This is a genomic window from Geodermatophilus pulveris (genome assembly GCF_900188375.1).
Classification (GTDB): Bacteria; Actinomycetota; Actinomycetes; order Mycobacteriales; family Geodermatophilaceae; genus Geodermatophilus; species Geodermatophilus pulveris.
This window is the reverse complement of record NZ_FZOO01000007.1, coordinates 237104-263027: the sequence shown is the minus strand read 5'-3', so window position 1 is coordinate 263027 and position 25924 is coordinate 237104. Positions and strand designations below refer to the sequence as shown.

Annotated in this window: 20 protein-coding genes, 1 pseudogene and 1 riboswitch; of the genes and pseudogenes, 17 read left to right on the top strand and 4 right to left on the bottom strand. The window is 75.0% G+C overall.

Annotation, left to right across the window (positions count from 1 at the left end; translation table 11 throughout):
* Nucleotides 1–229 precede the first annotated feature (229 nt).
* From CHB98_RS15580 to CHB98_RS22785, 7 genes and pseudogenes are all read left to right on the top strand, one after another.
* On the top strand, nucleotides 230–1558 hold the full coding sequence (locus CHB98_RS15580; protein ID WP_089306500.1) for a serine hydroxymethyltransferase: 1329 nt from the start codon (nucleotides 230–232) through the stop codon (nucleotides 1556–1558).
* Nucleotides 1555–2823, top strand: coding sequence for a sarcosine oxidase subunit beta family protein (locus CHB98_RS15575; RefSeq protein WP_089306499.1), 1269 nt, complete (start codon nucleotides 1555–1557; stop codon nucleotides 2821–2823). The genes CHB98_RS15580 and CHB98_RS15575 overlap by 4 nt, the downstream gene beginning before the upstream one ends.
* 14 nt (nucleotides 2824–2837) lie before the next feature.
* Nucleotides 2838–3116 (top strand): sarcosine oxidase subunit delta, encoded by a 279-nt coding sequence (locus tag CHB98_RS15570; RefSeq protein ID WP_089306498.1) that lies wholly within the window; start codon nucleotides 2838–2840, stop codon nucleotides 3114–3116.
* Entirely contained in the window at nucleotides 3113–5983 is a 2871-nt protein-coding gene (locus CHB98_RS15565) for a 2Fe-2S iron-sulfur cluster-binding protein (protein WP_089306497.1), read from the top strand. Before CHB98_RS15570 ends, CHB98_RS15565 begins: the two co-directional genes overlap by 4 nt.
* Entirely contained in the window at nucleotides 5976–6557 is a 582-nt protein-coding gene (locus tag CHB98_RS15560; RefSeq protein ID WP_089306496.1) for a sarcosine oxidase subunit gamma, read from the top strand. Before CHB98_RS15565 ends, CHB98_RS15560 begins: the two co-directional genes overlap by 8 nt.
* Nucleotides 6558–6567: 10 nt before the next feature.
* Nucleotides 6568–9036 (top strand): GcvT family protein, encoded by a 2469-nt coding sequence (locus CHB98_RS15555; protein WP_089306495.1) that lies wholly within the window; start codon nucleotides 6568–6570, stop codon nucleotides 9034–9036.
* 133 nt (nucleotides 9037–9169) lie between these two features.
* Nucleotides 9170–9370, top strand: a pseudogene (locus tag CHB98_RS22785) (dihydropteroate synthase); the annotation flags it as partial.
* A 125-nt stretch (nucleotides 9371–9495) separates the two neighbouring features.
* On the opposite strand, the gene CHB98_RS15545 reads toward CHB98_RS22785, so the two are convergent.
* Nucleotides 9496–10164 carry a GntR family transcriptional regulator gene (locus tag CHB98_RS15545; RefSeq protein WP_245821201.1) on the bottom strand — a complete coding sequence of 223 codons (669 nt, stop codon included), beginning with the start codon at nucleotides 10162–10164 and terminating at the stop codon, nucleotides 9496–9498.
* Nucleotides 10165–10296: 132 nt separating this feature from the next.
* On the opposite strand from CHB98_RS15545, the gene CHB98_RS15540 reads away from it, so the two are divergent.
* Both CHB98_RS15540 and purU read left to right on the top strand, forming a co-directional pair.
* A complete protein-coding gene (locus CHB98_RS15540) occupies nucleotides 10297–11670 on the top strand; it encodes an L-serine ammonia-lyase (protein WP_089306493.1) in 1374 nt (457 codons plus the stop codon).
* A gap of 10 nt (nucleotides 11671–11680) precedes the next feature.
* Nucleotides 11681–12529, top strand: coding sequence for a formyltetrahydrofolate deformylase (gene purU, locus CHB98_RS15535; RefSeq protein ID WP_089306492.1), 849 nt, complete (start codon nucleotides 11681–11683; stop codon nucleotides 12527–12529).
* Nucleotides 12530–12747: 218 nt separating this feature from the next.
* Here purU and CHB98_RS15530 read toward each other — a convergent pair whose 3' ends face one another.
* Complete coding sequence (locus tag CHB98_RS15530; protein ID WP_245821199.1) at nucleotides 12748–14028, bottom strand: threonine/serine exporter family protein; 1281 nt, start codon at nucleotides 14026–14028, stop codon at nucleotides 12748–12750.
* A gap of 345 nt (nucleotides 14029–14373) precedes the next feature.
* Here CHB98_RS15530 and CHB98_RS15525 point away from each other — a divergent pair, with 345 nt between their 5' ends.
* A complete protein-coding gene (locus tag CHB98_RS15525) occupies nucleotides 14374–15561 on the top strand; it encodes a low temperature requirement protein A (protein ID WP_089306490.1) in 1188 nt (395 codons plus the stop codon).
* On the opposite strand, the gene CHB98_RS15520 is transcribed toward CHB98_RS15525, so the two are convergent.
* Nucleotides 15558–15968: a DUF5313 family protein gene (locus tag CHB98_RS15520; protein ID WP_089306489.1), complete on the bottom strand. Its 411-nt coding sequence runs from the start codon at nucleotides 15966–15968 to the stop codon at nucleotides 15558–15560. The genes CHB98_RS15525 and CHB98_RS15520 overlap by 4 nt on opposite strands.
* Before the next feature lie 88 nt (nucleotides 15969–16056).
* Between CHB98_RS15520 and CHB98_RS15515 the strand changes: the two genes are divergently transcribed.
* From CHB98_RS15515 to CHB98_RS15490, 6 genes are all read left to right on the top strand, one after another.
* A complete protein-coding gene (locus CHB98_RS15515; protein WP_089306488.1) occupies nucleotides 16057–16488 on the top strand; it encodes a CBS domain-containing protein in 432 nt (143 codons plus the stop codon).
* Nucleotides 16489–16523: 35 nt separating this feature from the next.
* Complete coding sequence (gene rarD / locus CHB98_RS15510) at nucleotides 16524–17441, top strand: EamA family transporter RarD (RefSeq protein ID WP_089306487.1); 918 nt, start codon at nucleotides 16524–16526, stop codon at nucleotides 17439–17441.
* Nucleotides 17442–17517: 76 nt separating this feature from the next.
* Nucleotides 17518–17886 carry a DUF3263 domain-containing protein gene (locus CHB98_RS15505; RefSeq protein ID WP_089306486.1) on the top strand — a complete coding sequence of 123 codons (369 nt, stop codon included), beginning with the start codon at nucleotides 17518–17520 and terminating at the stop codon, nucleotides 17884–17886.
* Nucleotides 17887–17909: 23 nt separating this feature from the next.
* Complete coding sequence (locus tag CHB98_RS22780) at nucleotides 17910–19586, top strand: LytR C-terminal domain-containing protein (protein WP_179224547.1); 1677 nt, start codon at nucleotides 17910–17912, stop codon at nucleotides 19584–19586.
* A gap of 83 nt (nucleotides 19587–19669) precedes the next feature.
* Nucleotides 19670–22546: an alpha/beta fold hydrolase gene (locus CHB98_RS15495; protein WP_245821197.1), complete on the top strand. Its 2877-nt coding sequence runs from the start codon at nucleotides 19670–19672 to the stop codon at nucleotides 22544–22546.
* The gene (locus CHB98_RS15490) at nucleotides 22543–23430 is read left to right on the top strand and encodes an ABC transporter permease (RefSeq protein WP_089306484.1); all 888 of its coding nucleotides are present in this window, start codon (nucleotides 22543–22545) and stop codon (nucleotides 23428–23430) included. The genes CHB98_RS15495 and CHB98_RS15490 overlap by 4 nt, the downstream gene beginning before the upstream one ends.
* On the opposite strand, the gene CHB98_RS15485 is transcribed toward CHB98_RS15490, so the two are convergent.
* Nucleotides 23425–24246 carry an HAD family hydrolase gene (locus CHB98_RS15485; RefSeq protein WP_089306483.1) on the bottom strand — a complete coding sequence of 274 codons (822 nt, stop codon included), beginning with the start codon at nucleotides 24244–24246 and terminating at the stop codon, nucleotides 23425–23427. The two genes, CHB98_RS15490 and CHB98_RS15485, sit on opposite strands and share 6 nt — an antisense overlap.
* A 60-nt stretch (nucleotides 24247–24306) precedes the next feature.
* Nucleotides 24307–24435: riboswitch (SAM riboswitch) on the top strand.
* Nucleotides 24436–24447: 12 nt separating this feature from the next.
* Here CHB98_RS15485 and thrC point away from each other — a divergent pair.
* A complete protein-coding gene (thrC, locus tag CHB98_RS15480) occupies nucleotides 24448–25749 on the top strand; it encodes a threonine synthase (protein WP_218822382.1) in 1302 nt (433 codons plus the stop codon).
* The last annotated feature ends 175 nt before the right edge of the window (nucleotides 25750–25924 follow it).

The following is a 25924-nucleotide window of genomic DNA, read 5'->3' as shown; positions in this document are numbered from 1 at the left end:
ACGACCGCCTCGCCCGGGCCGGGGTCCGGCACGGTGATCGTCTCGACGGTGACCGGTGCACCCTTGCCGCGGGCGACGACGCCCCTCACCTGGTGGCTCATGACAGTGCCTCTCCTCTCGGGATGTGCGGACGGGGTCCTCCCCCTTGACCGTGCCGAGCGACGAACCTACTGTGTCCGGTAACTGATATACCAGTCTTCAGATCAATCTCCCGACAGGAGGGACCGGCATGGTCGTCCAGCTCGACGAGGTGCTGCCGGCCTCGGCCGCACCCGACCGCGTGCTCGACCGGTCGCTCGCCGAGACCGACCCGGAGGTCTCCGCCGCGATCGCTGCCGAGCTGGCCCGCCAGCAGGGCACGCTGGAGATGATCGCCAGCGAGAACTCCGCCCCGGTGGCCGTCATGCAGGCGCAGGGCTCGGTGCTCACCAACAAGTACGCCGAGGGCTATCCGGGCCGCCGGTACTACGGTGGCTGCGAGCACGTGGACGTGGTCGAGCAGCTGGCCATCGACCGCTTGACCGCCCTGTTCGGCGCCGAGTACGCCAACGTGCAGCCGCACTCGGGCGCGCAGGCCAACGCCGCGGCGATGGCGGCCCTGCTGCAGCCCGGTGACACGATCCTCGGGCTGGACCTGGCGCACGGCGGCCACCTGACCCACGGGATGAGGCTCAACTTCTCCGGCAAGCTCTACGACGTCGCCGCCTACCACGTGCGCGCCGACGACCACCGCGTGGACATGGCCGAGGTCGAGCGGCTGGCCCACGAGCGGCGGCCCGAGCTCATCGTGGCCGGCTGGTCGGCCTACCCCCGCCAGCTGGACTTCGCCGAGTTCCGGCGGATCGCCGACCAGGTGGGGGCCTACCTGATGGTCGACATGGCCCACTTCGCCGGGCTCGTCGCGGCCGGCCTGCACCCCTCACCGGTCCCGCACGCGCACGTGGTCACCTCGACGACGCACAAGACGCTGGGCGGGCCGCGCGGTGGCGTCATCCTGGCCACCGCCGACCTGGCGAAGAAGGTCAACTCGGCGGTCTTCCCCGGGCAGCAGGGCGGGCCCCTCGAGCACGTGATCGCCGCCAAGGCCGTCGCCTTCAAGCTGGCCGGGGAACCGGCCTTCCGCGAACGGCAGCAGCGCACCCTCGCCGGCGCCCGCGTCCTGGCCGACCGGCTGCTGGCCGCCGACTCGCGTGAGGCCGGGATCGACGTCGTCAGCGGCGGCACCGACGTCCACCTGGTGCTGGTCGACCTGCGGAACTCGCCGCTGGACGGCCGGCAGGCCGAGGACCGGCTCCACTCGATCGGTATCACCGTCAACCGCAACGCCGTGCCCTTCGACCCCCGCCCGCCGATGGTCAGCTCCGGGGTCCGCATCGGCACCCCGGCACTGGCCGCGCGCGGGTTCGAGCTCGAGGACTTCGCCGAGGTCGCCGACGTCGTCGCGATGGCCCTGCGGCCGACCGTGGCGGAGCGGCGCCTCGCCGACCTGCGTGCGCGGGTCACCCGGTTGGCCGACCGCCACCCCCTGTACGCCGAGCTGACGGAGGTCCCCCGGTGACCGTCCAGTCCCCGTCCACCGCCCGCACCCCGCGGACCACCCGCACCCCCGGCGCGGACCTGCCGGACCAGCCCGACTCCCTGTGGCGCAGCGCGGAGCCGAGGCGCTCCTACGACGTGGTCATCGTCGGCGGCGGCGGGCACGGCCTGGCCACGGCGCACTACCTGGCCAAGGACCACGGGATCACCGACGTCGCCGTCCTGGAGAAGGGCTGGCTGGCCGGCGGCAACATGGCCCGCAACACCACGATCATCCGGTCCAACTACCTGTGGGACGAGAGCTCGGCGATCTACGAGCACGCGCTGCAGCTGTGGGAGGGGCTCGAGGAGGACCTCGGGTACCCGATCCTGTTCAGCCAGCGCGGCGTGCTCAACCTGGCGCACACCCTCCAGGACGTCCGCGACAGCGTGCGCCGGGTCGAGGCCAACCGGCTCAACGGCGTGGACGCGGAGTGGCTGGAGCCCGACGAGGTCCGCAAGGTGTGCCCGGTCGTCAACACCTCCGCCGACATCCGCTACCCGGTCCTCGGCGCGACGTACCAGCCACGCGCCGGCATCGCCAAGCACGACCACGTGGCCTGGGGCTTCGCCCGCCGGGCCGACCAGGCCGGCATCGACCTGGTCCAGGACTGCGAGGTCACCGGTTTCGCCTCCGACGGCGACCGGGTCACCGGTGTGCACACCACCCGCGGCACCATCGCGGCCGGCACGGTCGCGCTCTGCGCGGCCGGGTCCACCTCGGTCCTCACCGACATGCTGGGCATCCGGGTCCCCATCCAGAGCCACCCGCTGCAGGCGCTGGTCTCCGAGCTGCTCGAGCCGGTGCACCCCACGGTGGTCATGTCCAACGCCGTGCACGTCTACGTCTCCCAGGCGCACAAGGGCGAGCTGGTCATGGGCGCCGGTGTGGACTCCTACAACGGCTACGGCCAGCGCGGCGCCTTCCACGTCATCGAGCGGCAGATGGCCGCGGCCGTGGAGCTCTTCCCGGTGTTCGCCCGGGCCCACCTGCTGCGCACCTGGGCCGGCATCGTCGACACCAGCCCCGACGCCTCGCCGATCGTCGGCCGGACGCCGTACGAGAACGTCTGGCTCAACTGCGGCTGGGGCACCGGCGGCTTCAAGGCCACGCCCGGCATCGGCTCGGCGCTGGCGCACACCATCGCCTCCGGGGAGCCCCACCCGCTGGTCGCGCCGTTCAGCCTCGACCGCTTCGTCAGCGGCGCCCTCGTCGACGAGCACGGCGCCGCCGCCGTCGCCCACTGACCCAGGGAGTTCCCGTGCAACTCATCGCATGCCCGTGGTGCGGTCCCCGCGAGGAGGTCGAGTTCTCCTACGGCGGCCAGGCCCACGTCCCCTACCCGGACAGCCCCGCCGAGCTCTCGGACGAGGAGTGGGCGCACTACGTCTTCTTCCGCGACAACCCCAGAGGCCGCTTCGCCGAGCGCTGGAACCACAACGCCGGTTGCCGCCGCTGGTTCAACGCGATCCGCGACACCAGCACGTACCGCTTCGAGAGCGTGTACCGCCTCGACGACCCGAAGCCGGTGACCCCGTGAGCACTCTCTTCCGCACCACCTCGGGCGGCCGCATCGACCGCGCCACCACCGTCGAGTTCACCTTCGACGGGCAGACCCTGACCGGCCACCCCGGCGACACGCTGGCCTCGGCGCTGCTCGCCAACGGCCGCCACGTGGTCGCGACCAGCGTCAAGTACGGCCGGCCGCGCGGCATCGCGGCGGCCTGGGCGGAGGACCCGGGCGGCCTGGTGCAGGTCGAGGAGCCGTTCCCCGAGCCGATGCTGCTGGCCACCACCGTCGAGCTGTTCGACGGGCTGGCCGCGCACGGGCTGCCCGGGCAGGGCCGCCTGGCCGACGTCCCCGACTCCGCCCGGTACGACGCGGTGCACGCCCACGTGGACGTGCTGGTCGTGGGCGCCGGCCCCGCAGGGCTGGCCGCTGCGCTCACCGCCGCCCGCGCCGGCGCCCGCGTCACGCTGGTGGACGAGCAGTCCGAGGCCGGGGGCTCGCTGCTGGGCGGGACCGACCGGCTCGACGGCGCACCGGCGCTGCAGTGGGTCGCCGCGGCGGTCGCCGAGCTGGCCCGGCACCCCGAGGTGCTGCACCTGCAGCGGACCACCGCCTTCGGCGCCTACGACGACGGCTTCGTCCTGGCCCTCGAGCGGCGCACCGACCACCTCGGGACGGCCGCGCCGAAGCACCTGTCCCGGCAGCGCGTGTGGCGGATCCGGGCGCGGCAGGTGGTGCTCGCGACGGGGGCGCACGAGCGGCCGGTCGTGTTCGCCGACAACGACCGCCCCGGGACCATGCTCGCCGGCGCCGCCCGGACGTTCCTGCACCGCTACGGGGTGCTCCCGGGGCGCGAGGCCGTGGTGTTCACCACCGACGACACCGCCTACGACGCCGCCCTCGACCTGCACGCCGCCGGCGTGCGGGTGCAGGCGGTGGTCGACGCCCGGCCCGGGGGGTCACCGCAGCGCCGGGAGCAGTGCGAGCGGGCCGGCATCCGCGTGCTGTCCGGCGCCGTCGTGACCGGCACGCGGGGTGACGAGCGGGTCACGCACGCCCTCGTCGCCCCGTTCGCCGGCGGCGAGGTCGGCGCGGCCGGCGCGATCGGCTGTGACCTGCTGCTGGTCAGCGGGGGCTGGAACCCGGCGGTGCACCTGTTCAGCCAGGTCCGCGGCCGGCTGCGGTACGACGCGGGACGGGGCGCGTTCCTCCCGGGGGAGGAGCTCGACGGCGTGGTCGTCACCGGCTCGGCCGCCGGCGTGGCCGACCTCGCCGGGTGCCTGGCCGACGGGCAGCGCGGGGGCCGCGCGGCGCTGGCCCGGCTGGACATCGCGCCCACGGCCGACGACCGGCTGCCCGCCGCCCCGGACCCCGTCGTCCCGGCCGCCCCGCTGGTGCTGTGGCGGGTGCCGGACACCTCGGGCGCCGAGGGCGCCACCTCGTTCGTCGACCTGCAGCGCGACGCGACGGTCGCCGACATCGCCCGCGCGGTGGGCGCCGGCCTGCGCTCCATCGAGCACGTCAAGCGGTACACGACCATCGGCACCGCGCACGACCAGGGCAAGACCTCCGGCGTGCTCACCTCGGGGATCGTCGCCGAGCTGCTCGGCGTCCCGGTGCAGGACACCGGCACCACCACGTTCCGTCCGCCCTACACGCCGGTGGCCTTCGCCGCGCTGGCCGGCCGCGACCGGGGCCGGCTGTTCGACCCGGAGCGGGTCACCGCCCTGCACGACTGGCACGTGGCGGCGGGCGCGGTCTTCGAGGACGTCGGCCAGTGGAAGCGGCCCCGCCACTACCCGCGGCCCGGCGAGGACATGGAGGCCGCGGTCCTGCGGGAGTGCGCCGCGGCCCGGACCGGCGTCGGCATCCTCGACGGGTCCACCCTCGGCAAGATCGACGTCCAGGGCCCCGACGCCGCCGTCCTGCTCGACCGGCTCTACACGAACCTGATGAGCAGCCTCAAGGTCGGCTCGGTGCGCTACGGCGTCATGTGCGGTGTCGACGGCATGGTCATCGACGACGGCACCGTGCTGCGGCTGGCCGAGGACCGCTTCCTCCTCCTCACCACCACCGGTGGTGCTGCGAAGGTCCTCGACTGGATGGAGGAGTGGGCGCAGACCGAGTGGCCGGACCTGCGGGTGCACTGCACGTCGGTCACCGAGCAGTGGTCCACCTTCCCCGTCGTGGGCCCTCGCTCGCGCGACGTCATCGGCGCGGTCTTCCCCGGCGTGGACGTCTCCACCGAGGCCTTCCCGTTCATGACGTGGCGGGACACCACCCTCGACGGCGTGCCGGTCCGGCTCGCCCGGATCAGCTTCTCCGGCGAGCTCGCCTTCGAGGTGTACGTCAACCCGTGGTACGCGGTCGCGGTCTGGGAGCGGCTGCTCGAGGCCGGCCGCCCGTACGGCATCACGCCGTACGGCACGGAGGCGATGCACGTCCTGCGCGCGGAGAAGGGCTACCCGATCATCGGGCAGGACACCGACGGCACCGTCACCCCGCACGACCTGGGCATGGCGTGGGCGGTGTCGAAGAAGAAGCCCGACTTCATCGGCAAGCGCTCCTTCGCCCGCCCGGCCAACGCCGACCCGCTGCGCAAGCAGCTGGTCGGGCTGCTGCCCGTCGACCGGGAGACCGTGCTGCCGGAGGGCTCGCAGATCGTGGAGTTCCGGGCCGACGGCCGGCTGCCGGCCCCCCCGGTGCCGATGCTCGGCCACGTCACCTCCAGCTACCGCAGCGCCGAGCTCGCCCGCCCGTTCGCCCTCGCCCTGGTCAAGGGTGGCCGGGAGCGCATCGGCGACACCGTGCACGTCCCCGTGGGCGGCACGCTCGTCCCGGTGGAGGTCACCGGCTCGGTGCTGGTCGACCCGGAAGGAGCCCGCCGAGATGGCTGAGCTGCTGCGCACCCACCCCCTCACGGCCTGGACCGACGCGTTCGAGCGACTGCCGGACACGGTCGGCATCACCGTCGAGCCGTTCGTCGCGATGGTCGACGTCCGGCTGGGCACGATCGGGCCGGAGGCGTCGGCGGCGCTCGGCGTCGACCTGCCGACGGCTCCCGGAACCTGGGTGCCCGCGGGCACCGGGCGGGCCGTCTGGCTGGGCCCGGACGAGTGGCTGCTCACCAGCACCACGGAGGCGCCCGAGGAGCTGGAGGCCCGGGTCCGCGCCGCCGTCGCCGGCCTCGGTGGGTCCGCGACGGACGTCTCCGCCCAGCGGATCGGCCTGCGGCTGACCGGGGCCCGCGTGCGCGACGTGCTGGTCAAGGGCTGCTCGATCGACCTCCATCCGCGGGTGTTCAGCCGCGGCAGCAGCGCGCAGACGACGCTCGGCCAGGCCGGCGTGGTGCTGCTCGCCCTCTCCGACGCCGGCGACGACGTGGTCGTCCTCGTCCGGGCGTCGTTCGCCGGCTACCTGGCCGACTGGCTGCTCGACGCGGCCCTCGAGTTCACCACCCCCATCAGCTGAGGAGCCAGCAATGTCCACCACCCCTCGCGTGGTCGTCATCGGAGCGGGCATCGTCGGCGCCAACCTGGCCGACGAGCTCACCGCCCGGGGCTGGGACCGCGTCACCGTCGTCGACCAGGGGCCCCTCCCGCTGACCGGCGGCTCCTCGTCGCACGCGCCGGGCCTGGTCTTCCAGACCAACCCCTCCAAGACCATGACCGCCTTCGCCGGCTACACGGTGGAGAAGTTCCTGAGCCTCGACGTCGACGGCGCCTGGTGCTTCAACCAGGTCGGCGGCCTGGAGGTCGCCACCACACCGGAGCGGCTCGCCGACCTGGACCGCAAGCAGGGCTGGGCCACCTCCTGGGGCGTGCAGGCGGAGGTGGTCGACGCGGACGAGTGCGTGCGGCTGCACCCGCTGGTGGACCGCGACCGCATCCTCGGCGGCCTGCACATCCCCAGCGACGGGCTGGCCAAGGCGTCGCGCGCGGTCGTCGCGCTGGCCCGCCGCGCCGAGGCCCGGGGTGCGGTCTTCCAGGGCTCCACCCGGGTGACCGGCATCGAGTCCAGCGGCGGCCGGGTCACCGGCGTCCGGACCCCGGACGGCGTGATCCCGGCGGACGTCGTGGTGTCCTGCGCCGGCTTCTGGGGGCAGGAGCTGGGCGCGATGGTCGGGATGGACGTCCCGCTGCTGCCGCTGGCCCACCAGTTCGTCTGGACCGGCCAGGTGCCCGACCTGGTCGGCCGCAACGACGAGCTCAGCGAGGCGAGCCTGCCGATCCTGCGCCACCAGGACCAGGACCTCTACTACCGGGAGCGCGCCGACCGCCTGGGCATCGGCTCCTACGCCCACCGGCCGATGCCGGTGGACCTCCGCGAGCTGCCGCGGGGGGACGGCGTCCACGAGTCGTCGATGCCCTCGATGCTGCCCTTCACCGAGGAGGACTTCGCCGGCCCCTGGGAGCAGAGCCGGCTGCTGCTGCCCTCGCTGCGCTCCGCCAAGATCGACAGCGGCTTCAACGGCGTCTTCTCCTTCACCCCGGACGGCGGCCCGCTGGTCGGGGAGTCCCGGGAGGTGGCCGGGTTCTGGATCGCCGAGGCGGTCTGGGTGACGCACTCGGCCGGGGTGGCCCGGTCGGTGGCCCAGCTGCTCGTCGACGGGCGCAGCGAGCTCGACCTGCACGGCTGCGACGTGCACCGCTTCGAGGACGTCCAGCTCGCGCCGGAGTACGTCAGCGAGACCTCGCAGCAGAACTTCGTGGAGGTCTACGACGTGCTGCACCCGCTGGAGCCGCGGCTGTCCCCGCGCGACCTGCGGGTCAGCCCCTTCCACGGCCGCCAGCAGGAGCTCGGCGCGGTCTTCCTCGAGGCCGGCGGCTGGGAGCGGCCGCACTGGTACGAGGCCAACGCCGGCCTCGTCGAGCAGCTGCCGGCCGAGTGGATGCCACCTGCCCGGGACGACTGGTCGGCGCGGTTCTGGTCGCCGATCGCGGCGGCCGAGGCGTGGAAGACCCGCACCGCCGTGGCGGTGTACGACATGACGCCGCTCAAGCGGCTCGAGGTCAGCGGGCCCGGCGCCCTCGCGCTCCTGCAGCGGCTGACGACCGGGGAGATGGACAAGTCGGTCGGGTCGGTCACCTACACCCTCGCCCTCGACGAGGCCGGCGGCATCCGCAGCGACCTCACCGTGGCCCGGCTGGGGGAGCAGCTGTTCCAGGTCGGCGCCAACGGCCCCCTGGACCACGACCACCTGCTGCGCGAGGCACCCGACGACGGCAGCGTGCAGGTCCGGGACGTCACCGGCGGCACGTGCTGCATCGGCCTGTGGGGGCCGCGGGCCCGCGACCTGGTCCAGCGGGTCAGCTCGGATGACTTCACCAACGACGGGCTGAGGTACTTCCGCGCCAAGCGCGCCCGGATCGGTGGAGTGCCGGTCACGGCGATGCGGCTGTCCTACGTCGGCGAGCTCGGCTGGGAGCTCTACACCAGCGCCGACTACGGCCGGCGGCTGTGGGACGTGCTCTGGGCCGCCGGGCGGGACCTCGGCGTGGTCGCCGCAGGCCGCGCTGCCTTCAGCAGCCTCCGGCTGGAGAAGGGCTACCGCGCCTGGGGTCACGACATGACCACCGAGCACGATCCCTACGAGGCCGGCCTCGGCTTCGCCGTCCGCAGGCAGAAGACGGCCGACTTCGTGGGGCGGCGGGCGATCGCCGCACGCGGCGACGACACCGTCAGCCGCCGGCTGTCCTGCCTGACGGTCGACGACGGCCGCAGCGTCGTCCTCGGCCACGAGCCGGTCTTCCTCGACGGCCGCCCGGCCGGCTACGTGACCAGCGCGGCCTTCGGGCACACCGTCGGCCGGCCGATCGCCTACGCCTGGCTGCCGGCCTCGGCGACCGCCGGGACGGCGGTCGAGATCGAGTACTTCGGCACCCGCATCCCGGCCACCGTCACCGCCGAGCCGCTCGTGGACCCGGGCATGACCCGGATCCGCGGCTGAGGGAGGACCTCACGTGCGCACCGGGGCCGTCGAGGCCTCCCTGGCTCAGCTCGCCGCCCGGATGTGCGCGCCAGGGGGCGGGGCCACCTCGGCCGACGACCGGTGACGGCGGCCGAGGTCGCGACCGGGCCCGCCGCCGTCCCCGACGGAGGAGCTCGACCGGGTGGTGTCGGGGGTGGAGGCCCTGACGCGCAGTGCGACGGCAGCCCTGTCGGTGGACACCTCCCGGCCCGAGGTCATGCGCGCCGCGGTCGCCGCCGGCGCCGGCATGGTCGACGACGTGCGTGCCCTGCGGTCACCGGGCGCCGTGGGGACCGCTGCGGGGCTCGGGGTGCCGGTCATGGTCGGGCTGTCCCGCACGTCGCTGACCGGCCGGGGCTGGGGGAGCCGCCGTGCTGCGCGTCCACGACGTCGCGGCCACGCGGGACGCCCTCGCCGTCCTGGCCGCAGGCCCGGACGTCAGATGACCGCCCGGATGGCCTGCTCGAAGCCGACGACGTGCTCCCGGGCGAGGTCGTCGGCCCGGTCGGCGTCGCGGGCGGCGATGGCACGCAGCAGCGCCGCGTGCTCCCCGACGTGCTCGTCGACCGTGGGCAGACGATCGAGGAACAGGCAGAAGATCCGCGTCGCCAGGTTGTCGTAGCGGATCAGGACGTCCTCGAGGTGAGGGTTCCCGGCCGCCCGGTAGATGGCCCGGTGCACCGCGAGGTCCCAGCGCATGAGCTCGGTGCGGTCGGTCGAGGCGACGTCCAGGTCCTCGATGCGCGTGGCGAGCTCCTCGAGGTCGGCGCGCCCCGTGCGGGCGGCCCGCTCGGCGGCCCGGCGGGCGGCCAGCGGCTCGAGCTGGACACGGATCTCGGAGATGTGCGCGAGGTCGGCGATGTCCATGCCCGTCGCGAACGTGCCGCGCCGCGGGTAGGAGACCACGAGCCGGTCACCCTCCAGCCGCTTCAGTGCCTCGCGGACCGGGGTGCGGCCCACGCCGAGGTCCCCGGCCAGCTCGTCGTCGTCCAGGGGGTCGCCCGGCCGGATGTCGAGCATGATCAGCCGGTCCCGGATGGCCACGTAGGCCCGGTCCGCCAGGGACGTGGCCCCCGACTGGTCGAGATCCAACGGTGCGACGGTCACCAGCAGATCGTAGAGGTCGCGGCCTGCTGGGCCTTGCCTCACAGGGGGGAAAGCCATATCGTCATCGTACCGTTGATATACCAACTGTGTACCTGTCTGAGGTCCGGTACCGCGCCTCGAGAGGGGGCAGGGGTGACCGTCAGCGCTTTCGACCTGTTCAAGGTCGGCATCGGCCCGTCCAGCTCGCACACCGTGGGCCCCATGCGCGCCGCCTGCGCCTTCGCCTCGCGACTGCGGGTGGAGAGGCTGCTCGGGCAGGTGGCCGGCGTCCGGTGCGAGCTGTTCGGCTCGCTCGGTGCGACCGGGCACGGGCACGGCAGCGTCAAGGCCGTGGTGCTGGGCCTGGAGGGTGAGCAGCCGGACCGGGTCGACCCGGTCGCAGCCCAGCCGCGGGTCGAGGCCGTCCGGGCCGAGGGCGAGCTGCTCCTGGCCGGCGAGCACCCCATCGCCTTCTCGGTGGACGACGACGTCGTCCTGCACCGTCGCCGGCGGCTGGAGTTCCACAGCAACGGGATGCTCTTCCGAGCCGTCGGCGCCGACGGGGCGGAGCTGTGCCGCCGCGAGTACTACTCGGTGGGCGGGGGGTTCGTGCTCGACGAGGACGAGGCCGGGAACCGGGTGATCGTCGAGGACGGCACGCCGGTGCGGTATCCCTTCCGCAGCGGCGAGGAGCTGCTGGCGCGCACCCGGGAGACCGGGCTGCGGATCAGCGACGTGATGCTGGCCAACGAGCTCTCCTGGCGGACCGAGGCGGAGGTCCGCGCCGGGCTGCTGCACGTCTGGTCGGTGATGCAGGGGTGCGTGGAGCGCGGCACCCGGACCCCCGGCGTCCTGCCCGGCGGGCTCAGGGTCCGCCGGCGCGCGGCCGCGCTGCGCGCCCAGCTGGAGGCCCACCCGGACGAGGCCGACCCGCTGCGCGCGATGGAGTGGGTCACCCTCTACGCCCTCGCGGTCAACGAGGAGAACGCGGCCGGCGGGCGGGTGGTCACCGCCCCGACGAACGGCGCGGCCGGGATCGTGCCGGCCGTCCTGCACTACTACCGCGACTTCGTCGACTCGTGCTCCGAGGACGGCGTGGTGCGGTTCCTGCTCACGGCCGCCGCGATCGGGCTGCTGTTCAAGGAGAACGCCTCCATCTCCGGCGCCGAGGTCGGCTGCCAGGGCGAGGTCGGCTCGGCCTGCTCCATGGCGGCGGCCGGCCTGGCCGAGGTCCTCGGCGGGACACCGGAGCAGGTGGAGAACGCCGCCGAGATCGGCATCGAGCACAACCTCGGCCTCACCTGCGACCCGGTCGGGGGGCTGGTGCAGATCCCGTGCATCGAGCGCAACGCCGTCGGCTCGGTCAAGGCCATCACCGCGGCCCGCATGGCCGTCCGCGGTGACGGCCGGCACCACGTCCCGCTGGACAAGGCCATCAAGACGATGCGCGAGACCGGCGCGGACATGAAGGACAAGTACAAGGAGACCGCCCGAGGCGGGTTGGCGCTTAACGTCGTCGAGTGCTGAGGAGGCACCCGTGTCCCACCCCTTCACCCTCACGTTGAGCTGCCAGGAGCGTCCGGGGATCGTGCACGCGGTCAGCTCGTTCCTGTTCCAGCACGGCTGCGACATCGTCGAGCACCAGCAGTTCGACGACGCCGTCCGCGGCCAGCTGTTCCTGCGCACCGCCTTCGTCTGCGCCGAGGACACCGACTGCGAGCGCATCTCGGCGGACTTCCGGGCGGTGGCCGACGAGTTCGGGATGACCTACCAGGTCGCCGGCGACCGCCCACCGCGCGTGCTGGTCATGGTGTCGAAGCTGGGGCACTGCCTCAACGACCTCATCTTCCGCTGGCGGGCCGGCAGCCTCGGTGCCGAGCTCGCCGCCGTGGTCTCCAACCACGAGGACCTGCGTCCGATGGCCGAGGCGGCCGGGCTGCCCTTCCACCACGTGCCCGTGACGCCGGCGACCAAGCGGGACGCCGAGGCGCGGCTGCTGGAGCTGGCCGGCGAGCACCGGGTCGACCTCGTGGTCCTCGCCCGGTACATGCAGGTCCTCTCCGACGAGACCTGCGCCGCGCTGCACGGACGGGCCATCAACATCCACCACTCGTTCCTCCCGGGCTTCAAGGGCGCCAAGCCCTATCACCAGGCCTTCGACCGCGGCGTCAAGCTGGTCGGGGCGACCGCCCACTACGTCACCCCCGACCTGGACGAGGGGCCGATCATCGAGCAGGAGGTGATCCGCATCGACCACACCTACGACCCGCGGGCCCTGGCCACGGTCGGCCGGGACGCCGAGGCGCTCGCGCTGTCTCGTGCCGTCCGGTGGCACAGCGAGCGACGCGTGCTGCTCAACGGTTCCAGCACGGTCGTCTTCCGGTGAACCGGCCGCGGGCGGCCTGATGGCGACCGGGACCGTGAGCGGCTCGTTCCACCCCGCTCGCCGCCGTCCACGGCGCCACGGAGCCGCAGTGACACGCACGGCGGCGCGCGCGTGGGCCTGCTCCGACGACCTCGAGTGAGCCGAGGGCGTCGCCCTGCTCACCTCGCTGCCAGGATGGCCGGCCGCTGGGCTCGAGTCCGTCCGCGGGGCTGGTTCGATCAGTCGGTGGTCATGGCCCGGCGGCGGACGCGCTCGTCGTAGCGGTCCCGTGTCGCGCTGACCGGTCTGCCGAGGTATTCGCCGAGCGTGACGCCGGCAGCGAGGGCGAGCCCGATCGCGGCGGCGCCGACCAGGGCGGCGAGCCCGCCGTCGACGTCGTCGTCGACCACGACGGTGAACAGCCCGTGGTAGATGGCCAGCCCGGGCAGCAGGGGGACGATGCCGCAGACGGCGACGAGCTGGGGTGGGACCTGGAGCCGCTCGGTCAGCACCTCCCCGCAGAACCCGAGGACGACGGCTGCGCCCCCGCTGGCCAGCGCGGGGCCTGCACCGAGGACACCGGCCGCCCAGAACGTCGCCCAGGACAGCGCGCCGGCTGCCGCGGCCAGGCCGACGGCGCGTGGCCGGGCGTGGCAAGCCAGCGCCCAGAACCCGGCAATCCCGGCCGACGCGGCCAGCGCCACGGCGAACGGCACGGGGGCGGGGGAGGTGTCGACGACGGTCAGCGGCAGCTGGGCGCGCCGGGCCAGGTCGAGCACGCCGGCGATGCCCGCGACGATGCCGACCGTCAGCGTGACCACCTCGAAGGCCCGTCCCGCGGCGGTCACCGGGAACCCGCTGATCGCGTCCTGCGCGGCGCTCACCAGGGACAGCCCGGCCAGCAGGACGACGATGCCGGCGGCGACCACCACGGAGGTCCGCACGTCGACGTCCCCGGCGAGCAGCAGGACGGCGACCCCGGTGGCGAGCGCGGCCCCCGCCGCCTGCTGGAAGAACGGGGGCAGGCTGCGCCGAGCGAGCACGCGCATCACCTGCTCGATCAGCGCGGTGGTCAGCGCGGCCAGCAGCGCCTCCAACCAGCCCCCGCCGATGACGAGCCCGAAGCAGCCGGCGACGCCGGCCCAGGCCAGCGCGTTCACGGACCGTCGGTAGGTGGCCGGGGCGCTCACCACCCGGTCCAGCCGGTGGTGCGCCTCCTCGACATCGAGACCACCCGCGGCCACGGCCCGCTCCAGATCGGTGACCCCCTGCAGCCGGGTGTAGTCGGTCCGGCTGGTGCGCACGATCCGCACCGCGGTCAGCGGTACGGCGTTCTCGCGGTCGTAGCTCACCGTGAGGGAGGTGAAGGTGATGTCGACGTGGCAGCTGGTCAGCCCGTAGGCGGCGGCGACCCGCAGGACCGTCGCGGTCACGTCAGCCGCAGACGCGCCGACGGCCAACATCGACTCCCCGATCCGCAGGGCCAGACCGAGCGCCGCGTGCGCGGTGAGGTCGTCCATCCCGTTGGGCTGGGCACGGACAGCGATGGGGGCGGTCGGCGGGCTGGTGCCCGCGATGGCTCGCCAGGCCCGTTCGGGGATGCGTGCGCGTGACATCGAACGACTCCGGGGCCGGGCGGACACGGTCCTCAGGTTATGGCGGCCGTGGTCGCTGACCAGTACACGCCCGGGAGGCGTGATCGACCACGTCCTCGGCCGGCCCGCCTCCGGCGGCGGCACCACCGCGGGCACGGTCGAACACCCGTCGCCGGGCCTAACCGCCCGGCGGCGGGGTAGCCCCCCGCGGCGGACGCGCCGGCCCGGTCGCTGCCCGTACCCCGCGCACGTCCGAGGACGAGGGAGCCCGTGGCCACCGACACCGACCACCCGGCACCGTTGGTCAGCCCGCCCCGGCTGCGCACCGACGAGGACCGCACCGCCTCCCGCCTGGAGCTGTTCCTCGACCTGGCCTACGTGCTCGTCGTGGCGCAGCTCGCCTCCGCGCTGGCCGAGGACCTGACCTGGCACGGCGCCGCCGTGTTCGCCGGGCTGTTCAGCGTCACCTGGTGGTCGTGGGTGACGATCACCCTCTACGCCAACCGGTTCGACACCAACGACGTGCTGTACCGGGTCCTCAAGCTGGCCATGATGTTCGGGGTGGCGGTGATGGCCGCCAGCGCGCCGGAGGCGGTCGGCCCGCAGTCGGCCGTGTTCGCGCTCGGGTACCTGGCCACCCGGGTGCTGCTGCTCGTCCTCTACGGCCGCGCGTGGCGGCACGTCACCGAGGCGCGCGGCACCGTGACGGTCTACCTGGCCGCCACCGGCGTGGGCGCCGGGCTGTGGGCGCTGTCGCTCGCCGTCCCCACGCCGGCGCGCTACTGGCTGTGGGCCGCGGGCATCCTGCTGGAGGCGGCCGGCCCGCTGGTCGCCACCCGCTACGGCCGCGACGTCCCCCTGCACATCGAGCACCTGCCGGAGCGGTTCGGTCTCTTCGTCATCCTCGTGCTCGGCGAGTCCGTCGCCTCGGTGGTCAACGGCATGTACGAGACCGGGTGGCAGACGGCGTCGGTCGTGGTGGCCGCGGTCGGGTTCGTCGTCACCGCCGCGCTGTGGTGGAGCTACTTCGACCTGGGCGGGGCGGCCGGCAAGCAGCACCTGCTCGACGACGGCGGTGGGCAGGAGAGCGGCACGGCGGACCGCTACGTGTACGGCCACCTCCCGCTGACCCTCGGGCTGGCCGCCGTCGGGGTCGGCGTCGAGCAGTACGTTGTCCACCCGGTGGGGGAGCTCTCGACCGGGGGGCGGTGGGCGCTGTGCGCGGGCACCGCGCTGTTCCTGGCCGGCACCGCGGCCCTCGTCGCCGGGACGGCGGGCTCGTGGCGGGCCGCCTGGCCGTGGCCCACCGTGGCCATCCCCGTGGTCGTCGCCGTCGGCGTCCTCGACCAGGTGGTGCCCGTCGTGACCGTCAGCGCCGTCGGCATCGCGCTGCTGCTGGTGGTGCTCGCCGGCATCCGGCAGCAGCGCCGCGGCCGGATCGCGACCACCGAGACCTAGTCGAAGCTGCCCGCGCCGTCCTGCCGGTAGGGGGAGCGGCGCTCCGCCTGCGCCCGCTCGGTGCGCTCGGCCCGCAGCCGGGCCGCGGTGCCCGGCGGGTACCCGGCCTTGGCCACCCAGTGCTCGGTCGTCTCGACCATGAACGCCAGGGAGAAGACCAGTCCCATGAACAGCCCGCCGGCGGCGGCCGACAGCCGGTAGACCAGCGGCACCGGGACGACGGTCACGCACAGCACCAGCACCGGCAGCAGCTGGACCACCGCACGGGTCAGGTGCCGGCGCGCCCAGCCCGGTGCGGTCGTGTCGGTCAGCACCCATGGCGAGAGCTCGCGGGGCAGCCGTCCGCCGAACGCGTAGCGGGCCCACTGCAGCGGCGTGGGCCGGTGCGCGGTGCCGTGAGTTCGCACACGACGACGGTAGGCCGCCGAGGGCGTTGCCGGAGGGGTGTGGGCCGGAGCACACTCTGCCGCGCCACCGACGGCGAGGAGGTCCGGCATGCACATCCGTCAGCTGCTCCGCCGCAAGGGTGCGGACGTCGCCACGGTCGAGGCCGCGGCCAGCGTCCGCACCGCACTCGCGCTGCTCACCGAGCGCCGCGTCGGCGCGCTGGTCGTCTCCTCCGACGGCCGCACCGTCGACGGGATCGTGTCGGAGCGGGACGTCGTCCGCATGCTGCACGAGCGCGGCGCCGACCTGCTCGGGGAGCCGGTGTCGACGGTCATGACCGCGCAGGTGCACACCTGCGTGCCGGCCGCCGGCGTCGAGGAGCTGGCCCGGACGATGACCGAGCACCGGGTGCGGCACGTGCCGGTCGTCGAGGACGGCGTGCTGGTCGGCATCGTCTCCATCGGCGACGTGGTCAAGGCCCGGCTCGACGAGTTGGAGGAGGAGCGCGCGCAGCTGGTCGGCTACATCCAGACCGGCTGACGAGCTCCGCCGCCGGGCCGGCGTAGGTTGCCGGCGTGGACGAACGGCGCACCGGGATCCTCTGCGGCCTGGGCGCCTACGGCCTGTGGGGGCTGTTCCCCCTGTACTTCCCGCTGCTGGAGCCGGCCGGCGGACTGGAGATCGTGGCGCACCGGGTGGTCTGGTCGCTGCTGTTCGTCGCCGCGCTGCTGACCGTGCTGCGCGCCTGGCCGCAGGTGCGCAGCACGGTCACCGACCGCCGGGCACTGCTGGTGCTGCTCGGTGCCGCGGTGCTCATCGCGGTCAACTGGCTGGTCTTCGTGTACGGGGTCAACTCCGGGCACGTGGTGGAGACCTCGCTCGGCTACTTCATCAACCCGCTGGTCAGCGTGCTGCTCGGCGTCGTGTTCTTCGCCGAGCGGCTGCGCCGGCTGCAGTGGGTCGCCGTGGGGACGGCGGCCGTCGCGGTGGCCGTGCTGACCGTCGACTACGGCCGCCCCCCGTGGATCGCCCTGGTCCTCGCGGTCACCTTCGGCCTCTACGGGTTGATGAAGAAGCTGGTGCGGGTGGCCGCGGCCCCCGGGCTGTTCGTGGAGACCGCGCTGGTCGTCGTCCCCGCCGTGACGGTGCTCGCGGTGCTGCACGCACAGGGCGAGGGGACGGCGGGCACCGCGGGCACCGGCCACCTGCTGCTGCTCGTGAGCTCCGGCGTGGCGACCGCCGTCCCGCTGCTGCTGTTCGCCGGCGCCACCCGGCGCGTCCCGCTGTCCACGGTGGGGTTGCTGCAGTACGTCACGCCGCTCATGCAGCTGGCGATCGGCGTCTTCGTCTACGGGGAGCCGATGCCGCCGGCCCGGCTGGCCGGCTTCGTCATCGTCTGGGTCGCCCTGGCCGTGTTCACAGTCGACAGCCTCCGGTCCGCCCGGGACGGTGCGCGCCGGCGGGCGGCGGAGGCCGCGCCCGCACCCGCCTGAGGCGGGACGGCCGGGCTGCCCCGGGATGTCGGTGGTCGGGTCTACCGTCGGTGCCGTCCCCGAGGAAGGAAGTCCCGTGTCCGCCGAACCAGCTCCCGCGGTCTCCCCGCCGGGGGGCGAGGTGCCCCGTCCCCCGTCCGCCGACCCGTCACCCGCGCACGCCCCCGACCCGGCCGCCCGGCCCGGCGCGCTGACCCCCCGCGAGCACGAGGTGCTCGCCTTCGAGCGGCAGTGGTGGCGTCGGCCCGGCGCCAAGGAGACGGCCATCCGCGACCGCTTCGGCCTGGCCCCGATCCGCTACTACCAGGTGCTCAACGCCCTGGTCGACCGGCCCGCGGCACTGGAGGCCGACCCGCTGCTGGTGCGCCGGCTGCGGCGGCTGCGCGCCGCGCGCGGGCAGCGGCGAACGGCGCAGATCCTGGGCAACGGGGGCCGCGGCATCTAGATTTGCTCACCGTGGGCAGGCACATGGCATCAGGCGGTGACGGACCGGACCCGGGGGACCTCCCCGTCCCGCACGGTCGTCGGCGCACCGACGGCCCGCCGGCCCCCGTCCCGCCCGGTCTGAGCGACCACCCCACGGCCCCGGGCCCCAGCCGCGCGGACCGCCGTCGCGACGGCCTGCTCGACGCCGGCGAGGACCCGGGCCGCCGCCGTCCCCCGCCCGGCCGGCCGGTGCCGCCCGCGGTCCCCGCGCGGGCCGGCGCTCCCGCGCGCGCATCGGGGCCCGCCGCCCAGCGGCCGGCCGTCCCCGCCCGCCCCGCCGGCCCGTCCGGCGGGACGGCCCGGCCCGCCGCCGGCGCCACCCGCGTGGCCGCCGCCCCGGCCGGCGCCGTCCGCACCGCCGCACCCGCCCCGCCCGTGCGGGCGGCCGCCCCGGCCGCGCCGGTGCGCGCGGCCGCCCCGCCGCGCCCCGTGCCCGTCCCGGTCGGCGTGCCGGCCCGCCCCGCACCGGCCCCCGGCGGCGCCCGTGCCGTGGAGCCGGCACCGCGGACCCGCGTGCGGCTGCCGGTCCCGCCCTCGCCGGCGGCCGCGCCTGCGCCGGCACCGGTGGCCGCGCCGCGCACCACCGTCGCGCCCTTCCAGGCCGTCCCCACCCCGGACCACGGCGACGAGCCGCCCGCGGCCGCGCCGCCGCTGACGCCCCGCCGCCGCGCCGCCGACCGGGTGCACCCGGTGCCGGCCGCCCCCGCGCCGGTCGACGAGCCGGCCCGGTCGGCCGCACCGTCGCCGGCCGCGGCACCGGTGCACGGGGCGGCACCCGGCTACGGCGACTGGACCAACCCCTCCCGCACGCGCGACGAGGCCGCCGCGCCGGCCACCACGGCCATCCCCGACCGCGCCGCTCCCGCCCGCGCGGCCGCGCCGGCCACCGAGGCCATCCCGGACCGGGCACCCGCCCGCCACGACGACGCCCCGTACGCCGCCGGCGCCCCGTCCACCGGCGAGGACCGGTACGCCGACGAGGACGTGTACGGGCCGGACGACCGCGACGGCGAGGACGCCCGCGGGCCGGACACCGGCAGCTCGACCGGGGTCGTCGGCGGCCGCGCCGCCTTCCGGGCCGAGCGCCAGGCCGCCGAGGCCGAGCGGCTGCGCGTGATGCGCGAGGAGGCGGGCCGCGGTCCGGGCGTGCGCCGCGCCGCGGTGGGGCTGCTCGCCGTGGCCGTGGTCGCCCTCGTGGTGCTCGGCGTCTACTCCTTCACCTCCCCGCAGGTGCGGGACGCGGCGGGCAGCACGCCGAGCGCGCCCGTCCCGACGTCGGCCGCCCCCGCCGTCCCCAGCTCGGTGCTGCCGCCGCTGGACGTCGGGCCCCTGCCGCCGGCCGACGCGGCGCCGGTCGCGCCGGTGCGCCTGCCGGTGACCGTGCTCAACGCCACCGGCGTGTCCGGCCTCGCCGGCGACGTCTCCGCGGAGCTGGTCTCCGGCGGCTGGGAGGCCGGCCCCATCGGCGAGTACGAGGGTGCCGACATCGCCACGACCACCGTCTACTACACCCAGGGCGACCAGGCCCAGTACGACGCCGCGGTCCAGCTCACCCAGCAGTACGCGCAGATCACCGGGCCCGCCGTCCGGTTCTTCGAGGTGCCCGACGTCGACGACCCCGGGCTCGTGGTGGTCACCACCGGTGAGTGGCTGCCCTGAACCGGGTCACCCGGGCCGGACACCTCCGGAACACACGGGCGTCGCCGTCCGTTGGCGGCACCGTGCGTCCCGTCCGCGGGCCCGTGCGTCCCCGCCCGCGCCCCGGCGCCCGTGCGACGCCCGCCGCCTCGCTCCTGCTCCTCGTGCTGGTCCTCACCGGACTCCTGCCTCCAGCCCCGGCCGCGGCCGCCGGGGACGTCACCACCGAGGACGCGCGGGTCCCCGTCGGCGAGGGCGACGGCGCCGCCGAGCTGGACACCACGCTGTACCTGCCCGCCTCCGGCGCCCCCGCGCCGGCGGTCGTGCTCGCCCACGGCTTCGGCGGCAGCAAGCAGTCCGTCGCGTCCGACGCCCGCGACCTGGCCGGCCGCGGCTACGTCGTCCTCACCTACTCCGCTCGCGGCTTCGGGGACAGCACCGGCCAGATCGGCCTCAACGACCCGCGCTCCGAGGTGGCCGACCTGTCCGCGCTGCTGGACCGGCTCGCGGCGCGCGACGACGTCCGGCTCGACGCCGACGGCGACCCGCGGGTCGGCGTCGCAGGGGCCTCCTACGGCGGGGCGCTGTCCCTGCTCGCCGCCGGCTACGACGACCGGGTCGACGCGATCGCCCCGCAGATCACCTGGCACTCGCTGACCGCCGCGCTGTTCCCCTCCCAGGTGGGGGAGCCGGCCGCGGACACCGTGGCGGCCACCCCGCAGGCCGAGGACGGCGGGGTCTACAAGCGGCTGTGGTCCGGCCTGTTCTTCGGCGTCGGCTCGGCGCCCTCCGGCGGGCTGCTGGGCGCTCTCGGCGGCGGGGGCGGCGGCGCGCCGGCGGCCGCCGACCTGCCCGCGGCGCTCGGCTCGGTCGACCCGGCGACGGTGGACCCGCAGGCGGTCGAGCAGCTGCTCACCTGCGGTCGCTTCACCCCCGAGGTCTGCGCGGCCTACCAGTCGGCGGCGTCCACCGGCACGCTGACCCCCGAGGTCGCCGCCGTGCTCGACCGCAGCAGCCCGTCGACCGTCCTGGACCGGATCGACGCGCCCACCCTGCTGGTGCAGGGCACCCAGGACTCGCTGTTCGGCCTGGGCCAGGCCGACGCCAACGCCCGCGGCATCGCCGCCGACGGCACCCCGGTCAAGGTCGTCTGGTACGCCGGCGGGCACGACGCGCAGGCCTCCGAGGGCACCACCGCGGACCTGCGCGACCAGGTCGCCGGGTGGTTCGACTGGCACCTGCGCTCTGCGGACGACCCCGCCCGAGGCCCGGACCCGGGCACCGGCTTCTCCTTCCCCGCCCCGACCGGCGTCACCGCGTCGGTCGGCACCGTGCAGGGCGGCAGCCGCACCGTGACCACCGCGGCCTACCCGGGCCTGGTCGGCACCGAGGCCGCGCAGCGCAGCCCCGTCCCCGTCGACGGCCCGCTGCAGCCGGTCGTCACCCCGGCCGGGGGCACGCCGGCCGCGATCACCGTCGTTCCCGGCCTCGGCTCGCTGGCCTCGGCGCTGACCGGGACCGCGTTCGAGATCCCCGGTCAGTTCGCCGCCTTCGAGAGCGAGCCGCTCGGCGAGGCGGTCGAGGTCGTCGGCGCCTCCACCATCGACCTGGCCGTCGCCTCGCCCGGCGGCTCGGCCACGCTGTTCGCCAAGCTCTACGACGTCGCCCCCGACGGGACGACGACCCTGCCGGCCGGCCTGGTCGCGCCCCTGGCGCTCAGCGGCCTGTCCGCCGACCCCACCGCGCCCAGCACGGTCAGCGTCACCCTGCCCGGGATCGTGCACCGGTTCGAGGCCGGGCACACCCTGCGGGTGGTGGTCTCCTCCACCGACCAGGCGTTCGCGCTGCCGGCCGAGGCCGGCGTCTACTCCGTCGCGCTGGCCGCCGGCGGGAACGCCGCGGCGCTGGCCGTCCCGACCGTCGACGGGCGCAGCGAGTCCACCGGCGGCACCTCCCGCTGGCTGGTGCTGCTGGGCGTCCTCGTCGCCCTGGGCCTGCTCGGCTGGCTGGCCGCCGTCCTGTGGGGCCGCCGGCGCCGCGCGCGGGTGTCGCGGGTGGAGCCCGACGGCGAGGACGTGCCCCTGCGCTTCACCGGGGTGACCAAGGCCTACAAGGACGGCTTCGTCGCCGTCCGCGACCTGTCCTTCGAGGTGCGCCGCGGGCAGGTCCTCGGCCTGCTCGGCCCGAACGGCGCGGGGAAGACGACGTCGCTGCGCATGCTCATGGGGCTGATCCGACCGACCGACGGGCGGATCACCGTGTTCGGCCACGAGGTCCACGCCGGCGCGCCGGTGCTGTCCCGGCTGGGCTCCTTCGTCGAGGGCACCGGCCTGCAGCCGCACCTGTCCGGCCGCGACAACCTGCGGCTGTACTGGGCCGCCACCGGCCGCCCCGCGGCCGACGCGCACATGGAGGAGGCGATCGCCGTCGCCGGCCTGGGCGCGGCGCTGGACCGGCCGGTGCGCCGCTACAGCCAGGGGATGCGCCAGCGGGTGGCCATCGCGCAGGCCATGCTCGGCCTGCCCGACCTGCTGGTGCTCGACGAGCCGACCAACGGGCTGGACCCGCCGCAGATCCACGCGATGCGCGAGGTGCTGCGCTCCTACGCCGCGACCGGCCGCACGGTGATCGTGTCCAGCCACCTGCTCAGCGAGATCGAGCAGACCTGCAGCCACGTCGTCGTCATGGCCAAGGGACAGAAGATCGCGCAGGGCACGGTGGAGGAGATCGTCGGCACCGGCGGGTCGGTGCTGGTCGGCCTCGCCGACGACGCCGACACCGACCGGGCCGTCGCCGTCCTGGAGGGGCTGCCCGGGGTGGCGGTGGAGCGCACCGACGAGGGGCTGGTCGCCGACCTGGACGGCACCAGCCGCGCGCGGGCGCTGCAGGCGCTGGTGGCCGCCGACGTGTCGGTGGAGGCCTTCACGCCGCGCCGCCGGCTGGAGGATGCGTTCCTGGCGCTGGTGGGGGAGGAAGCGTGACCACGACGGACGACCCGCGGAGCGGGCGCGTGCAGCCGACCGGGGCGGTCGCGGGCTACCGGCCCGAGCGGACCCTGCGGCTGTCGGTCGAGCTGCGCCGGCAGTTCAGGCGGCGGCGCACCCTCGGCGTGCTGGCGCTCATGGTGGCGCTGCCGCTCGTCCTCATCGGCGCCCTGCAGCTCGGCGGTGCCGAGGAGGCGGAGGAGAACGCGCGGATCAACCTGGTCGACGTCGCCACCTCCAGCGGGCTGAACTTCACCCTGTTCGTGCTGTTCGCGACGACGAGCTTCTTCCTGGTGGTGGTCTACGCGCTGTTCTTCGGCGACACCGTGGCCAGCGAGGCCCAGTGGGGGTCGCTGCGCTACACCCTGGCCACCCCGGTGCCGCGGATGCGGCTGCTCCGGCAGAAGTGGCTGGCCGCGTTCGTGCTGTCGGTCGGGGCGCTGCTCGCCATCGTCGTGACCGCGCTGGTGGCCGGCGGGATCGCGTTCGGCTTCGGCCCTGTCCAGACGCCGGTGGGCGTGACCCTCGCCCAGGGGGACGCGCTGCTGCGGCTGGCCGGCATGGTCGGCTACCTCGCCGTCCACCTGCTCGTCGTCGGGGCGCTGGCGTTCTGGCTGTCCACGGTGACCGACGCGCCGCTGGCCGCGGTCGGCGGGGCGGTGTTCACCATGTTCGTCTTCGCGATCCTCGACCAGGTCGAGCAGCTCGGCGCCGTCCGCGACTACTTCCCGACCGCGGAGGAGTTCGCCTGGACCGACCTGCTGCAGACCCCGGTCGACTCCGGTGACCTGTTCCGCGGCGTCGTCCAGTCGCTGGGGTACGCCGCGGTCTTCACCGCCCTGGGCTTCCGCCACTTCGCGCGGAGGGACGTGACCTCATAACGACGCGCGGACGGCCTGGGCCCAGCCCTCGCCCATGGGAGCGTCGGTCACCGTCACGTTGGGGACGGCGACCAGCAGGTCGGCCATCCCGTCCACGCCCGCCCCGTTTGCGGTGATCCACAGCCGGTCGACCGCCGGCGCCATCTCCAGGTCGCTGACGCTGTCGCCGATCGCCACCGCGTCGGCGGGGGTCAGCCCGCGCCGCTCGAGGTCCCAGGCGATCGCCGCGCCCTTGGAGATGCCGCGCGGCATCAGGTGGTAGACCCGCGGTGGCAGCGCCTCGGGCAGCAGGGTCATGCGCGAGGTCGCCGGGATGGCGCCGTTGTCCTTGAGCGTCAACCAGCCCGCGCCCCGCTCGGCGAGCTCCGCGTCGACGGCCAGCGGGTCGACCCGGCCGCGCAGCAGGGCGTCGGTGACGTGGGTGGCGTGCCACGGGGCGTGCCACTCCAGCCGGCCGCGGTGGGTGGCGAGCAGGCCCTCGACGACCCCGAGCCCGGTCATCACCTCCATCGGCGTGCGGTCCCCGAACTCGCCGGGCAGCGCGCCGCGCAGCCGGTGCACGCCGCGGCCCCCGTCCCAGCTGACCACCGAGCCCAGCTCGGCGATGGCGCCGTCGGCGGCGAAGATGCGGGCGGCCTCGACCACCTGCTCGAAGGTGCGCCCGCTGACCAGCACCAGGGCCACGCCGGCGCGGTGCAGGTCGGCCAGCGCGGTCGCCGGGTCGGTGGTCAGGCCCCGGGTGGCGGTGTGCCAGAACGACCCGCGCGGCCCGACCATCGTGCCGTCGAGGTCGGTGTAGACGACGCGCGCGCTCACCGGCCCATCCTGACCCCGACCGCGGCGGGGCCCGCGACCTGGGTAGAGTCGGCCGCGTTCCACTCATCCAGAGGGGCAGAGGGACACGGCCCGACGAAGCCCCGGCAACCGCCGCCCGCGCGTCCGCGCGGTGGCAGGTGCCAATTCCGTCCCGCGCGGCTCGACGGCCCGGCGCGGGGAAGATGAGGAGGTAGTCGTCGCATGACCCTGACCGCTCCGGGTTCCGTCCAGGCCGACTCCAGTGCCGGTGGCCCGATCCCCCCGTGCCCGATGCGGGGCCTGGTCTGCCGCAACTGCGGGGCCACCTCCGCACCGGTCGCCGAGCACGCCTGCGCGGAGTGCTTCGGCCCGCTGGAGGTCGACTACGACCCCGAGCTGCTCCGGGCCGTGACGCGCGAGCAGATCGAGGCCGGCCCGCAGAACATCTGGCGCTACGCCGCGCTGCTCCCCGTCGGCCAGGACCCCGCCGACCGCGTCACCCTCGACCCGGGCCTGACCCCGCTGGTCCGGGCCGACCGGCTGGCCGCCGAGCTGGGCATGACCGGCGGGCTGTGGGTGAAGGACGACTCGGCCAACCCCACGCACTCCTTCAAGGACCGCGTGGTCAGCATGGCCGCCACCGCCGCCCGCGGGCTGGGCTACCGCAGGATCGCCGCCGCCTCGACGGGCAACCTGGCCAACTCGGTCGCCGCGCACGCCGCCCGCGCCGGCCTGCCGTCCCTCGTCTTCATCCCCAGCGACCTCGAGCCGGGCAAGGTCGTCCAGTCGGCCGTCTACGGGCAGACGCTGGTCACCGTCGACGGCAGCTACGACGACGTCAACCGGCTGACCAGCGAGCTCGCCGAGACCGACGAGTTCGAGGACACCGCGTTCGTCAACCAGAACGTGCGGCCCTACTACGCCGAGGGCTCCAAGACGATGGGCTACGAGATCGCCGAGCAGCTCGGCTGGCGCATCCCGGCGCAGGTGGTCATCCCGATGGCGTCGGGCTCGCTGCTCACCAAGGTGGACAAGGCGTTCCGCGAGCTGGTCGCCGCCGGCATCGTCGAGGACACCGGGTGGCGCGTCTTCGGCGCCCAGTCGGCCGGCTGCGACCCGATCGCCACCGCGTTCGACAACGGCTGGGACGTCGTCCGGCCGGTGAAGCCGACCGGCATCGCCAAGTCGCTGAACATCGGCAACCCCGCCGACGGCCCGTACGCGCTGGACGCCGTCCGGCGCACCGGCGGTGCCGTGGGTCGGGTGGGCGACGACGAGATCGTGCAGGGCATCCGCGACCTGGCCCGCACCACCGGCGTGTTCGCCGAGACCGCGGGCGGGGTCACCACCGCGGTGCTGCGGCGGCTGGTCGAGGACGGCCGGCTGGACCCCTCGCGGGAGACGGTCATCCTGAACACCGGCGAGGGTCTCAAGACCCTCGACCCGCTGCTGCCGACGGTCACGCCGACCCACCGCGTGTCGCCGTCGCTGAGCTCGGCCCGCCAGGCCGGTCTGGTGGGGTGATCCGGCCGGGGGAACGCCTCCCCCGATCCGGTGTGCCGCGGACGTGAGCCTCGTCTCAGCACGGCCTCCTGTGCTGTACGTTCTCCCGCGGTTCGGTTCCACGTTCGTGTCCGACGGGCGGAAGAGCTCGACCCGGCTCCCTGGTCGGTGGGGGCCGTCCGCAGCACGAAACGTG